The sequence below is a fragment of the Methylopila henanensis genome (genome assembly GCF_042681025.1).
GTDB classification, from domain to species: domain Bacteria; phylum Pseudomonadota; class Alphaproteobacteria; order Rhizobiales; family Methylopilaceae; genus Methylopila; species Methylopila henanensis.
This window is the reverse complement of record NZ_JBHUER010000001.1, coordinates 117,901-130,837: the sequence shown is the minus strand read 5'-3', so window position 1 is coordinate 130,837 and position 12,937 is coordinate 117,901. Positions and strand designations below refer to the sequence as shown.

9 protein-coding genes are annotated in these 12,937 nt (G+C 70.2%); 2 read left to right on the top strand and 7 right to left on the bottom strand.

Going from position 1 to position 12,937, the window contains the following annotated elements; all coding sequences use genetic code 11:
• Window positions 1-26: 26 nt before the first annotated feature.
• Together ACFSCV_RS00665 and ACFSCV_RS00660 are read right to left on the bottom strand one after the other, a co-directional pair.
• On the bottom strand, window positions 27-1,070 hold the full coding sequence (locus ACFSCV_RS00665) for an ELM1/GtrOC1 family putative glycosyltransferase (RefSeq protein WP_378796010.1): 1,044 nt from the start codon (window positions 1,068-1,070) through the stop codon (window positions 27-29).
• Between the two features lie 5 nt (window positions 1,071-1,075).
• Window positions 1,076-1,813, bottom strand: a complete 738-nt coding sequence (locus ACFSCV_RS00660; RefSeq protein ID WP_378796009.1) for a hypothetical protein — start codon at window positions 1,811-1,813, stop codon at window positions 1,076-1,078.
• A gap of 174 nt (window positions 1,814-1,987) precedes the next feature.
• On the opposite strand from ACFSCV_RS00660, the gene ACFSCV_RS00655 reads away from it, so the two are divergent.
• Window positions 1,988-3,976 carry a hypothetical protein gene (locus ACFSCV_RS00655; protein ID WP_378796008.1) on the top strand — a complete coding sequence of 663 codons (1,989 nt, stop codon included), beginning with the start codon at window positions 1,988-1,990 and terminating at the stop codon, window positions 3,974-3,976.
• Window positions 3,977-3,985: 9 nt separating this feature from the next.
• Here the strand turns inward: ACFSCV_RS00655 and aspS are convergent, their stop codons facing one another.
• Complete coding sequence (gene aspS / locus ACFSCV_RS00650) at window positions 3,986-5,758, bottom strand: aspartate--tRNA ligase (RefSeq protein ID WP_378796007.1); 1,773 nt, start codon at window positions 5,756-5,758, stop codon at window positions 3,986-3,988.
• Between the two features lie 145 nt (window positions 5,759-5,903).
• On the opposite strand from aspS, the gene rnd reads away from it, so the two are divergent.
• Window positions 5,904-7,148 carry a ribonuclease D gene (gene rnd / locus ACFSCV_RS00645; protein ID WP_378796006.1) on the top strand — a complete coding sequence of 415 codons (1,245 nt, stop codon included), beginning with the start codon at window positions 5,904-5,906 and terminating at the stop codon, window positions 7,146-7,148.
• A 61-nt stretch (window positions 7,149-7,209) separates the two neighbouring features.
• Here the strand turns inward: rnd and ppx are convergent, their stop codons facing one another.
• The 4 genes from ppx to ACFSCV_RS00625 all read right to left on the bottom strand — a co-directional run bounded on the left by ppx (window position 7,210) and on the right by ACFSCV_RS00625 (window position 12,931).
• Entirely contained in the window at window positions 7,210-8,760 is a 1,551-nt protein-coding gene (gene ppx / locus ACFSCV_RS00640) for an exopolyphosphatase (protein WP_378796004.1), read from the bottom strand.
• On the bottom strand, window positions 8,753-10,954 hold the full coding sequence (locus ACFSCV_RS00635; protein ID WP_378796002.1) for an RNA degradosome polyphosphate kinase: 2,202 nt from the start codon (window positions 10,952-10,954) through the stop codon (window positions 8,753-8,755). Before ACFSCV_RS00635 ends, ppx begins: the two co-directional genes overlap by 8 nt.
• A gap of 103 nt (window positions 10,955-11,057) precedes the next feature.
• Entirely contained in the window at window positions 11,058-11,747 is a 690-nt protein-coding gene (locus ACFSCV_RS00630; protein ID WP_378796000.1) for a P-loop NTPase family protein, read from the bottom strand.
• Window positions 11,748-11,758: 11 nt separating this feature from the next.
• Complete coding sequence (locus ACFSCV_RS00625; protein WP_378795998.1) at window positions 11,759-12,931, bottom strand: AI-2E family transporter; 1,173 nt, start codon at window positions 12,929-12,931, stop codon at window positions 11,759-11,761.
• Window positions 12,932-12,937: the final 6 nt, after the last annotated feature.

The following is a 12,937-nucleotide window of genomic DNA, read 5'->3' as shown; positions in this document are numbered from 1 at the left end:
GCACAGATCGAGCGAATTGCCAGCGGCTATCTCGCGCCTGCGCGTCGTATCGCGGGACGGACGGCTTCGGCCAGGCGGGCGAGCGGATGATAGGGTAGCTCGCGGAGCTCCGCCGCGCGATCAAGCCAGTGGTCGAAGGCGAATTCGTCGAAGCCGACGAAGGCGGCGACGCCCGCCTGGACGTGCTCCGCAAGCTCCGCCACGTCGCGCGCCGGCGGACGATATCCGGCCGGCCTCGCCATCAGAGTCGGCCGCCGCGCTGCGAGCGCCTCGGCGATCATCGACATGGAATCCGCCGTCGCGACCACGACGTCGGCGGCGTAGGCCTGGAGATTGGAGCGGAAGCCCTCGCGGCGGAAATCGACCACGCGGCGCGTGACGCCGTCCGGGGCGAAAGCCGCGACGAAGGCGTCGAAATGGGCCGCAGGCGTTCGCCGGGAGTTGAAGGCAGTGACAGTCACGCCCCGCGCCCCCGCGCGGCGCAGGCCTTCGGCGAGGAGCGCGAAGTCCTTGGCGGTGAAAGCGTAATGCTTGGTGTCGCCGCCGATCAGCGCGGCCATCGTGCGCGCCTCCCCGCCGCGGCGCGGACGCGGAAGGGCGTCGGGATCGATCTCGCTCGGCCGCAGCACGGTGACGCCGCGGCCGAGCCGCACCGCCGGCCGATCGGGCCGCAGCAGCACGTCGAACTCCGGAACCAGCGGCAGCTTCGGAAAGCCGAAGAAGATCGAGCGCCCGCCCGCATGACGCGCGAGCGCGATGTTCGCGGCGCCCGTCGAGGGCCCGGCCGAGACCACGACGTCGAAGCGCGCCCCTTCCGCCGGACCGAGTCGGTCGGCTTCAGCGTCCTCGATGTCGTAGCGGGCGTGGAAGAACCGCTCAAAGGGCGCGAACCGCCCTGCGATCCGATCGAAGCCGCGCGAGCGCGAGCCCGTCTCCCGCACGCCGAGCCAGCGCGCCTCGACGCGCGCCAGACGGCCGAGCGCCGCCAGCACGCCGAGATTGATTCGGTCGTGGCCCGCGACGCCGTCCGTCAGCACGAGCGCGCGGAGCGGAGCCGCGCCGTCGTCCACCGGACCTACTCCCGCCAGTGCTCGGCGATCCAGGGCGTCGGCCGCACGTGCTTGTAGATCCGCTTCATGGGCGTGGCCGGCCAGCGCCCGTCACGCGCCTCGTCCGGATTGGGACGCCCGGTGAAGCAGATGATCCGGGCGTCGGCCGGCAGCGCGGGCGTCCTGACGAAGTTGAGCGGCCAGCGCGGCATCAAGCTGTGCTTGAAGCTGACGCACCAAGGCGCGGGCCAGTAGCGCCGCTCGCCGATCGTGCGCGAGATGTAGGTCTGACTGTTGTCGTAACCCGCGATCGTGCCTTCGGGGTCCTTGCGGAACGCCTCGTAGATATGGGCCTTCGACCCCACGTCGAAGCGATAGACCGAGGTGTTGCCGACGCCCTGCCCCATCTGGGTCCAGTTCTCGGCCACCACGAAGTCCGCTTCGGGCGCGAAGTCGAAGAACGCGTCGAGGTCGCCGGTGATCACCACGTCGAGGTCTGTGAACAGCACGCGGCCCGAGATTCCTTCGAGCGCCGGGCCCCACAGCGACACCTTGCGCCAGGACTTCCACATGTGGCTCGCCGGCATGTCGATCGGCGGCAGCGGGTAGGTCTCGACCTCAGGCCGGATGCCGGAAGCGTCGTCGGTGTAGCAGACGAGCCGCATCGGCCGCGCGGTGTTCCGCGCGATCATGGCATAGAGCTTGTTGACGTAATCGGGTCCGTAGAGCTCGCCCCAGCGAATGCAGATGAACGTCTGGGTCACATCGAAGTCCGGGAAGCGCGGGCGGGGCTGCGGCCGCGGCGGCCGAGCGAGGGCGGCACCATGCCGCCGAACGATCGCCCCTTCAAGCGATGGACGGCGGCGAAGGGCGTCCTACCTCGACGCGTGTCAGGGGCGTTGCGAAACGCGCCGACGTAAAAGACGCTCCGAGGGCTGATGAACACACGCGCCATCACGATCGCCGCGGCGGCCTGCCTGCTTCTGCTCGCCGGCTTCGCCGCCCTGCCCTGGGCGGTCGACCGCTACGCGACGGCCAAGGTCGACAAGGCGCTTGACGACGTCCGCGTCCGCAGCACCGCGGTCGTCACCCGCGGCGCTGTCTCCGTGGACATCGGCGGACGTTCCGTCGCCGTGCGCGACGTCGCCGTCGACACGCCGGGTGAGAACGGCGCCCGGCTGCGGATCGCGCTTGTGACGATCGAGCGCCCGAGCGAGAGCGGCGGCCGGATCACAGCGGCGAAGGTGCGTTTCGACGACGTCGTCATGAGCCTCGGGCGCGAGACCGTTCGCGTCCCGTCGGTCACGCTGACGGGCTATGCGGGGCCGCCCCAAGGGCTGGTGACCGCGACGGGCTCGGGCGTGGTCGCCCGCACGCAGGCCGAGATCGCGGCGGGCGTCTGGGCCGACGGCGCGACGATCCCCCTGATCGAGATCGACAATGACAAGGCCGGAGTGCGGCGGCGGGTTACGGACGTCGTTTTCGGGCCGACAGAGGCCGGCGTCGCGCAGCGCGTCGACGTCGGGGGAGCGAGCGCGCGGGCGCCGGCGCGCCTGTTCTCGACCCGCGGCGGCCTCGATTTCGAGGCCTCGACGGGCGCGATGAGCTTCGAAGGCCTGAGCGTGCCGGCGCTGCTGCGCTTCCTCGCCGGCGATGGGCAAGGCAAACGCGAGGCCGCCATCGCCAAGGCCTCGATCGAGCGGATCGCCTTCTCGGCGCCGACGGCGACGATGGGGCTGGTCAAGGGCGCGATCGGGCGGCTCGAGATCGACGACCTGCGCCTGCGCGCCCTGGCGGCCCCCGGCGAGACGCTGGAGCTGCTGCAGAGCAAGGCGGAGAGCGGCGAACCGCTGACGCCCGCGGAAACGCGCCGGAAGATCACCCTCATGACCGACGCCACCCGCGCCGTGGCCTTCGCGCGCGTCGGCGCGTTCGACGCCTCGCTCGACGCGGAGCGCCCGGCCTCCACGCCCCTGACGCTCGCGGCGGAGCGCGTGGTGTTCGCGGGCTACGCCGACGCCGCGCTGGAGCGTGTGGTCACGATGGGGGCCCGCATCGCCTGGGACGGCCGCAGCGCCACGATCGGCGAGGCCTATGTCGACCAGATCGACGCCGCGAACCTGCTCGCCCACGCCGAGCGGGTCGGCCGCGACGAGATCCTGCTCACCACGACGCCTGCGCCCGACGAGATGCTCGGGCTTGTTCCGCGCGCGCGCCGCGCTGGCGTCTCGGGCGTCGAGCTGCTGACGCGCCGGCATGGCGTCGTCCGGGTCGGGATGATCCGGACCGGAGCGCGCGGCGAGAACGACACGGTTCCGAACCGCATCGGGCTCCGGGTCGAGGATTTCGAGGCGGCGGCGCCGACCGACCGCTGGTATTCGAAGTATCTCGCCGACGCAGGCGTCGAGCGCCTCGACCTCGACTTCCGGGTGCTGCTGTCGCTCGATCCCACCACGCAGATTCTGAAGCTCGACGGCCTCGACTACTCCTCGCCCGAGATCGCCGACCTGCACCTCGAAGGCGAACTCGCGCAGGTGGACCCGACGCTCGCGGTCGCGACCGGGGCCGAGTTCGTCGACAAGCTGTCCCGCGTCACGCTGCAGCCCTTCACGCTGCGGCTGACCGACAAGGGCGGGATCGCGGGGGCGCTCGCCTCCGCCGCAAAGGCGCAGGGGACGGACCCGACCGCCTATCGCAACGTCTTCGCGCAGGAGGCGAAGCAGCGGATGGAGGCGGTGCTGGGCCCGAGCGCCGAAGCCTCGGCGACCGCGACCGAGCTGTTCCTGCGGACCGGCGGAACGCTCGAGGCCCGGATCGTTCCCCGCTCGCCCGACACCACGCTGCTCCGGCTGCTGGGGCTGATCCGGCTCGGCCCGGAAGGCGTCGCCCAGGCGCTCGACGTGTCGGTGCTCAGCCGGGCGCTCTGAGCGCCCGTCCTACTTCTGCGGCAGGTTGAGCCGGATGTGCAGCTCCTTGAGCTGCTTCGGCGTCGCAGGCGAAGGCGAGCCCATCAGCAGGTCCTCGGCGCGCTGGTTCATCGGGAAGATCGAGATCTCGCGCAGGTTCTGCGCGCCCGTGAGCAGCATGACGATGCGGTCCACGCCCGCCGCCATGCCGCCATGGGGCGGCGCGCCGTACTGGAACGCGCGGTACATGCCGCCGAAGCGATCGATCACCGTCTGCTCGTCATAGCCCGCGATCTCGAACGCCTTCACCATCGCCTCGGGGCGGTGGTTGCGGATGCCGCCGGAGGCGATCTCGAAACCGTTGCAGGCGATGTCGTACTGGAACGCCTTGATGGTGAGCGGGTCCTGGCCCTTCAGCGCGTCGAGCCCGCCCTGCGGCATCGAGAACGGGTTGTGGGAGAAGTCGACCTTCTTCTCCTCCTCGCTCCATTCGTAGAACGGGAAGTCGACGATCCAGGCGAGTTCGAAGCGGTCGTGGTCGACGAGCTTTAGCTCCTCGCCCACGCGCGTGCGGGCGAGGCCGGCGAACTTCCAGAACTTTTCCGGGTCACCCGCGACGAAGAAGGCCGCGTCGCCCTCCTTGAGGCCGAGCTGGTCGCGGATCGCGGCGGTGCGCTCCGGCCCGATGTTGTTGGCGATCGGACCCGCGCCCTCGCCGCCCTCGCGCCACATGACATAGCCGAGCCCCGGCTGGCCTTCGCTCTGCGCCCAGGAGTTCATGCGGTCGCAGAAGGCGCGGCTGCCGCCGGTCGGCCCGGGGATCGCCCAGACCTGATTGCCCTCGGTCTCCAGCATGCGGGCGAAGACCTTGAAGCCCGAACCCCGGAAATGCTCGGAGACGTCCTGCATGATCAGCGGGTTGCGCAGGTCCGGCTTGTCGGTGCCGTATTTCGCGATCGCCTCGGCGTAGGGGATGCGCGGCCAGTTCTTCGTCACCGGCTTGCCATTCGCGAACTGCTCGAACACGCCGGTGATCACCGGCTCGACGGCGGCGAACACGTCCTCCTGCTCGACGAAGCTCATCTCGAGGTCGAGCTGGTAGAATTCGCCGGGCAGGCGGTCGGCGCGCGGGTCCTCGTCGCGGAAGCAGGGCGCGATCTGAAAGTAACGGTCGAAGCCGCTCATCATGATGAGCTGCTTGTACTGCTGCGGTGCCTGCGGCAGCGCATAGAACGCGCCGGGATGTATGCGGCTCGGCACCAGGAAGTCGCGCGCGCCCTCAGGGCTCGACGCGGTCAGGATCGGGGTCTGGAACTCGAAGAAGCCCTGCCCCTTCATCTTCGCCCGCATGGCGTCGATGATCGCGCCGCGGGTCATGATGTTCCGGTGCAGCTTCTCGCGGCGCAGATCGAGGAACCGGTACTTGAGCCGCGTCTCCTCCGGATAGTCCTGATCGCCGAACACCGGCAGCGGCAGGTCCGCCGCGGGCCCGAGCACCTCGGCGTCGCGGGCGTAGATCTCGACCTGCCCCGTCGGCAGCTCGGCGTTCTCGGTCCCTGCGGGCCGCGTCCGCACGGCGCCGTCGATGCGGATCACCCATTCGGAGCGCACCGTCTCGGCGAGCCCGAAGGCGGGGCTGTCGGGATCGACCACGACCTGGGTGAGCCCGTAATGGTCGCGCAGGTCGATGAACAGCACGCCGCCGTGGTCGCGCACGCGGTGCACCCAGCCGGACAGGCGGACGTTCTGGCCGACATGCTCGGTCCTGAGTTCGCCGCAGGTGTGGGTGCGGTAGCGGTGCATCGTCGATAGGTCCCGGATCGGTCGGCGCCCGTAAGGCGCCTGAAAAAGCCGCCGGACCACGGCATGCGCGCGCGCGGCTTGTCAAGGCGAATGGCCCGACGGACGCGAGACACGTCGCCCCGACTCCGCTATATGCGGAGACGACATGATGATCACTACGACCCAAGACCTTCAGGCCGCCTGCGCGCGGTTCGCGCGCGCCGACTTCGTCACCGTCGACACCGAGTTCCTGCGGGAAACGACCTTCTGGCCGAAGCTCTGCGTGGTGCAGATCGCGGACGCCGAGGGGCCGGTCGTGGTCGACGCGCTCGCGCCGGACATCGACCTGCAGCCGCTGTTCGAGCTGATGGCGAACGAGACCGTTCTCAAGGTCTTCCACGCCGGCCGACAGGACATCGAGATCTTCCACCATCTCGCGGGCCTCGTGCCCCATCCGGTGTTCGACACCCAGGTCGCCGCGATGGTGCTCGGCTTCGGCGACTCGATCTCCTACGACCAACTCGTGCAGCGCACGGCCGGCGTGACGCTCGACAAGTCCTCGCGCTTCACCGACTGGAGCCGTCGCCCGCTGTCCGAGGAGCAGATCACCTACGCGATCGCCGACGTGACCCATCTGCGCACGGTCTACGCCAAGCTGTCGGCGGATCTCGAGCGCCGCGGCCGCGCCGAATGGCTGGTGGAGGAGATGGAGGTGCTGACCTCGCCCGCCACCTACCGCGCCGATCCGGAGGACGCCTGGCGGCGCTTCGCGAACCGCGTGAGGAAACCGCGCGATCTCGCTGTGCTGATGGAGGTCGCGGCCTGGCGCGAGCGCGAGGCGCAGGGGCGCGACGTCCCCCGCTCTCGCGTGTTGAAGGACGACGCGCTGGTCGAGGTGGCGATGCGCGCGCCGAAGACCGTCGACGCGCTCGGCTCCCTGCGCACCTTCCCGCGGGGCTACGAACGCTCCCGCGCCGGACAGGACATTCTCGATGCGGTCGCCCGCGGCCTCGAGCGCGATCCCGCCTCGCTGCCGCCGATCGACCGCGAACGCGGCGCGACGCCCGCGAGCGGCGCGACCGTCGAACTTCTGAAGGTGCTGCTGCGGATGATCGCCGAGCAGAACGCCGTCGCCGCCAAGATCATCGCCACCGCCGACGATCTGGAGCGGATCGCGTCCGACGACGACGCCGACGTGCCCGCGCTCGCGGGATGGCGGCGGGAGCTGTTCGGCCAGCGCGCGCTGAGCCTGAAGGCCGGCACGCTGGCGCTGGCGCTGGAGCGCGGCCGCGTCGTCGCGGTGGAGCGCGACCCATCGAGCGACGAGCCCCTGCCCGCCCCCCAGCGCCGCAAGCGCCGCGGCGGCGGCGAACGCCGCAACGAAGAGCCGGCGGCAGCGTCCGCCGACTGAGCCGCCGCCTCGCCGCCATCGGCGCGGATCGAAAACCGCGGCCGCAGCGGCGACTCGCGCTTCAGATCGTCTCGATCGCGGTCGGGCGGGCCAGCAGCTTGCCGAGCTTGTTCAGCCGGTTGCGCAGGCGGTCGCTGGCGAGTTCGCCGAGCTCGGTCGGCAGCCGGAGCGTGAGCACGTCGCGCTTCAGCGTCAGCGGCGCGCGCGGCAGCACGTCGGCGACCGCGGCGGAGACGAGATAGGCGACGCGCATCGCCGCGCCGAGCGTCCGCGCCCGGTCGAGGATGCGGGTGGAGGCCAGCTCCCGGATGCGCGGGCTGGCCTCGTCGTCCAGCAGGCCCATGTGCCGGTAAAAGATGGCGAGCGCCATGTAGGCGCGGCCGAGATGGTCGACGCCGGCGAAGCTGCCATGGGCGATCGTGTCGAGGCTCTGCTCGCCGCGGTAGTCCGGGTGGGCGCGCCAGCCGATGTCGGCGAGATGGCAGGCCGCGTGCCGCCAGCGCCGCTCCTCCACCGTCTCGTCGATGTCGACCGAGCGGAACAGCCGATCGGTCCATTCCACGAGGTCGTCGCCGTGCCGCGGCGCGCGGGCGCGGAGATAGCCGAGATCGCGCGCCGACGAGAGCAGCGGGTCCTCGCGGCGGCCGTCGTCGTCGAGCAGTTCGTAGAGCAGGCCCTCGCGCACGCCGAGGGAGGACAGCACCACCTCGCGCGGCTTGCCGATGCGCAGGATGTGTTCGAGCACCACGGCGCCATAGGCCAGCAGCGGGCGCCGCTCCGAGGACACCACGCTGATCCCCGGCAGCGTCTCGGGGTCGACCCGCCGCACGAGGCGGCAGAACTCCAGCGCCTCCTTGGCCGGGATGGTGTAGCCATGCAGCACGTGCAGCGGGTAGTTCTTCTGCACCATGTGCATGTGGGCGAGCGCGCGCCAGGTGCCGCCGACGGCGTAGAACGTGCGGTCCTTGAGCTTCTCCAGCTCACGGGCGTCGTCGAGGGCGTCGCGTGTGATACGGTCCGCCTTCTTGATCGACTGCTCCGACACGTCCTGCAGGCGGATGCCGCCGAGCGGGAAGGTGGCGCCGTCCGACAGCCGCGTCTTCGAGACGCTGATCAGCTCAAGGCTGCCGCCGCCGAGATCGCCGACGATCCCGTCCGGCTTGAAGAAGCCGGAGACCACGCCGAGCGCGGAGAGCCTGGCCTCGCGCTTCCCCGACAGGAGCTGGATCTCCGTCCGGCACAGGCGCTCGGCCTCGGCGATGAACTCCGGGCCGTTGGCGGCGTCGCGGGCGGCCGCGGTCGCGAGCACGAACATGCTGCCAACGCCCATCGCGTCCGCGAGCGCGCGGAACCGCCGGAGCGCCGCGTAGGCCTTCGCCATGCTGTCCTCGGACAGCCGGCCCGTGACGGCGACGGAGCGGCCGAGCGCGCACAGCTCCTTTTCATTGAACATCGGCGTCGGGGCGCGCGACAGCCCCTCGTAGACGACGAGGCGGACGGAGTTCGAGCCGATGTCGACGATGGCGACGGGCGGGCCGTAGGGCAGGCGCCCGGGCGGCAGGGCGCGTCCATTCGCGGACGGCCCCGCCGGAGGAAGCTTGGGCTTAGCCACGCTTGGCCAGGCGGCGCGGCGAGCTGGTCTTGGACGACTTGCCGCGTCCCGAGAGGCTGGGGTTCGTCATGAAATACTGATGCGCATTGAAGGGCTCCTCGCCGTCGGCCGGGACTATGCGTCGCGAGGTTCCGTCGGGCAACAGAGTCCAGCTCTGCTGGTTGTCCTTGAGGTTCGCCACCATGATCTGGTCGAGCACCTGCTCGTGGACGGTGGGGTTGAGGATCGGCAGCATGGCCTCGACGCGCCGGTCGAGATTGCGCTGCATCAGGTCCGCGGACGAAATGTAGACATGCGCGTTCGGCGACGGCAGACCGTGGCCGTTGCCGAAGGCGTAGATGCGGCTGTGCTCCAGGAAGCGGCCGACGATCGACTTGACGCGGATGTTCTCGCTGAGGCCCGGCACGCCGGGACGGAGCGAGCACATGCCGCGCACGACGAAATCGACCTGCACGCCCGCCTGGCTCGCCGCATAGAGCGCGTCGATCGACTCGGGGTCGACGAGGCTGTTGCACTTGCCCCAGATCGCGGCCGGCCGGCCGGCCTTGGCGTGCGCGATCTCCTCATGGACGTGCTGGAGGAAGCGCTTGCGCAGCGTGTGCGGCGAGGCCGCCATGCGCTCCAGCGCGTCCGGCTCGGCGTAGCCGGTGATGAAGTTGAACAGCCGGCCCACATCCCGCCCGATCACCGGATCGGCGGTGAAGAACGACAGGTCGGTGTAGATCCTCGCGGTGATCGGGTGGTAGTTGCCCGTGCCCACGTGGCAGTAGCTGGTGAGCCCGCCGCTCTCGCGCCGCACCACAAGCGACAGCTTGGAGTGGGTCTTCAGCTCGATGAAGCCGAACACCACCTGCACGCCGGCGCGCTCCAGATCGCGCGACCAGCGGATGTTGGCCTCCTCGTCGAAGCGGGCCTTGAGCTCCACCAGCGCGGTGACGGACTTGCCGGCCTCGGCGGCTTCCGCCAGCGCCTTCACGATCGGGCTGTCGGAGGAGGTGCGGTAGAGCGTCTGCTTAATCGCGACCACGTTCGGATCGCGCGCCGCCTGGTTCAGGAACTGCACCACGACGTCGAACGATTCGTAGGGGTGATGGACGACGATGTCCTTCTCGCGGATCGCCGCGAAGCAGTCGCCGGCGTGCTCGCGCACCCGTTCAGGAAAGCGCGGATTGTAGGGCTTGAACTTGAGCTCCGGGCGGTCGACCGAAACGATCTGGCTGAGGTCGGCCAGCGCCAGCACGCCGTCGACCACGAACACTTCGTCGTCCGCCACGTGGAGCGCGGCGACCACGAAGGCGCGCAGCTCCGGCGGCATGGCGTTCTCGATCTCGAGCCGGATCACAGACCCGCGGCGACGCTGCTTCAGCGCGCTCTCGAACACGCGGACGAGGTCTTCGGCCTCCTCCTCCACCTCGAGGTCGCTGTCGCGGATGACGCGGAAGGCGGCCTGCGCCTTGATGTCGTAGCCGGGGAACAGCCGACGGGTGAACAGGCCGATGACCTGTTCGAGGCTGATGAAGCGGGTCACGCCCGGCTCGCCGTCCGGCAGTTTGATGAAGCGCTCGATGCGCGCCGGCATACGGATCAGCGCGTTCAGCGGGCGGCCGTCCGAATGGCGGGAGAGCTGCAGCGCGATGGTGAACCCGAGATTGGGGATGAACGGGAACGGATGCGCCGGATCCACCGCGAGCGGCGTCAGGATCGGGAACACGTAGTTCAGGAAATGCTCCTCGAGCCAGACCAGTTCGGCCTTGGTCAGACCGGCCCCCTCGACGAGGACGATGCCGGCCTTCTCGATCGCCGCGCGCAGTTCGAGCCAGCGGATCTGCTGGTCGTGGGCGAGCGAGGACACCACTTCGCCGATCCGCGCGAGCTGCTCGGCCGGCGTCCGGCCGTCGGGGCTGAGCTCGGTCAGGCCGGAACGGAGCTGGCCGCGCAGGCCCGCGACGCGCACCATGAAGAACTCGTCGAGATTGTTCGCCGAGATCGAGAGGAAGCGGAGCTGCTCCAGCACCGGATGGCTCTGGTTCGCCGCCTCCTCGAGCACGCGGCGGTTGAACCAGATCCACGAAATCTCGCGGTTCACGAAGCGCGACGGGTCGCCCGTCTTCTCCGGCGCAGGCGCCGCCGGCGTGCTCTCCAGCTTCGCCTCGGCGATCGCAGCTCGCGGCGTCACGCTTGCAATCTCGGCCATGTCGTCACCCTTCACCGGCGAAACCGTCGCCGCGGCGCTCGGCTTGGCGCGGGCGCGGCGAGGCTGCATACGACGGTTGTGTGACGACTTCGCAACGGCGCTCTCAGTCATCGTCTCCCCTCAGGCGGTGCAGGACGTCGCCCGCGAGTCCCCGGCCGATCGATCGGCCGCGCGCGAGCGATTCCCGGTCGAGCGCTTCCACCAGTTCGCGGACGGCGCCGAGCGAACGGTCGCACTGTCGGGCGACATAGTCGATCACCCCCGCCTCGACCTTGAGCTGCCGGTCGTCGAGCAGCTTCAGCAGGACGGCGCGGACCGTCTCGTCGTCGGGCTCCTCAAGCCGCGCGACCGGCAGCGCGCGAAGCCGCGACGCAAGGTCGGGCAGCGTCGGCCACAGCAGCGTGGGCGCCTGGCGCGCGGTCAGCAGCAGCCGGGCGGCGCGCTCGCGCGCCAGATTGAGCAGGTGGAAAAGCGCGTTTTCGTCCGCGCCGTCACGATCGACGTCGTCGAGCAGCAGCGCTGCGCCATCCGCCCCGCCCCGCAGGCGCTCGATCGCGTCCTCGGCCGACGCGGCGGCCTCCGCCCCGCTCGCGGCGCGCCAGATCTCGGCGAGATGGCTCTTGCCCGCGCCGCCCGCGCCGACCAGCAGCAGCGAGCGATCCGGCCAGCGCGGCCACGAGGTGACGATCGCATGCGCCGCGGCGTTCGCCGGCGTGACGAGGAAATCCTCGGCGCCGAAGCGCGGGGCGTGCGGCAGGACGAGCGGAATCTGGCGCGGAATGTCACGGGCCAAGACGGCGGTCCTCAGCGCCCCTCGGCGGGAGGGGCGGCCGGCGGAGGAGAAGGAGGGGCGATCGTCGTGCGCGGCCCGAACAGGCTCGCGCCCTTGGGGCCGCCCGGGAGCACGTCGGGCTCGCCCTCGTCGCCGGTGTAGAACGGGCTCTCGAGGTAGCGGTCCAGCCCGAACCGCGCCAGCACGCCGACCGCCGCCGCCAGAGGCACCGCGACCAGCAGGCCGACGAAGCCGAACAGGTAGCCGAAGGCGACGAGCGCGAACATGAGCCACACCGGGTGCAGCCCGACCGAGCGCCCGACGAGTCGGGGCTGCAGGAAGTTGCCCTCGACGAACTGCCCGAAGACGAAGATGCCGAGCACGATCGCCACCATGCTGTAGTCGGGCCAGAACTGGACGATCGCGACGGCGAGCGACACCAGCAGACCGGTGATCGAGCCGATATAGGGAATGAAGCCGATCAGGCCGGCGCCGAGGCCGATCAGCAGGCCGAAGTTCAGCCCGACCATGCTCAGCGCGATGGCGTAGAACGTGCCGAGCAGCAGACAGACCAGCGCTTGGCCCCGCACAAAGCCCGCGACGCCCTTGTCGATGTCGCGCGCGAGCTGGCGGATGGTGACCTTGTGGCGCAGCGGCACCCAGCCGTCGATGGTCTCCACCATCCGGTCCCAGTCGATCAACATGTAGAAGGCGACGACCGGCGTCACCACCAGCAGGCTGACCACCGACATCACCGCCTGCCCGCCCGTCCAGAGCGAGGCGAGGAACGTCGTCATCCAGTTCAGGCCCTGGCTGACGATCGTCCCGATGGAGGAGCGGACCTGGCCGAGCCCCTGCCCGAGCAGCCGCTCGATCCAAGGCTGGTTCTGCTGGGCGATCAGCTCCTGCAGGCGGGCGATGGTCTGCGGCAGCCGCTCGACGAAATTGGCGAGCTGCTCGGCCAAGAGCGGCGCGATCAGCATGATCAGCAGCACGAAGGCCAGCACCACCGTGACGAGGATCACGACCGTCGCCCAGACGCGCGGCAGCCCCATGCGTCCGAGCCGGTCGGCCAGCGGGTCCAGAAGATAGGCGAGCGCGAGGCCCGCGACGAACGGCAGCAGGATGCCGGAGAACAGGTAGAGAAAGAGGACGACGACCGCCGCCAGTCCGATCCAGAACAATACCTGACGCTGCAAGGCCATCGTGGT

Excerpts from the sequence above, each read along its gene's own strand:
- ACFSCV_RS00625 (WP_378795998.1), bottom strand. The coding sequence starts at position 12,931 with ATGGCCTTGCAGCGTCAGGTATTGTTCTGGATCGGACTGGCGGCGGTC.
- ACFSCV_RS00635 (WP_378796002.1), bottom strand. The coding sequence starts at position 10,954 with ATGGCCGAGATTGCAAGCGTGACGCCGCGAGCTGCGATCGCCGAGGCG.
- ACFSCV_RS00655 (WP_378796008.1), top strand. The coding sequence starts at position 1,988 with ATGAACACACGCGCCATCACGATCGCCGCGGCGGCCTGCCTGCTTCTG.
- rnd (WP_378796006.1), top strand. The coding sequence starts at position 5,904 with ATGATGATCACTACGACCCAAGACCTTCAGGCCGCCTGCGCGCGGTTC.
- aspS (WP_378796007.1), bottom strand. The coding sequence starts at position 5,758 with ATGCACCGCTACCGCACCCACACCTGCGGCGAACTCAGGACCGAGCAT.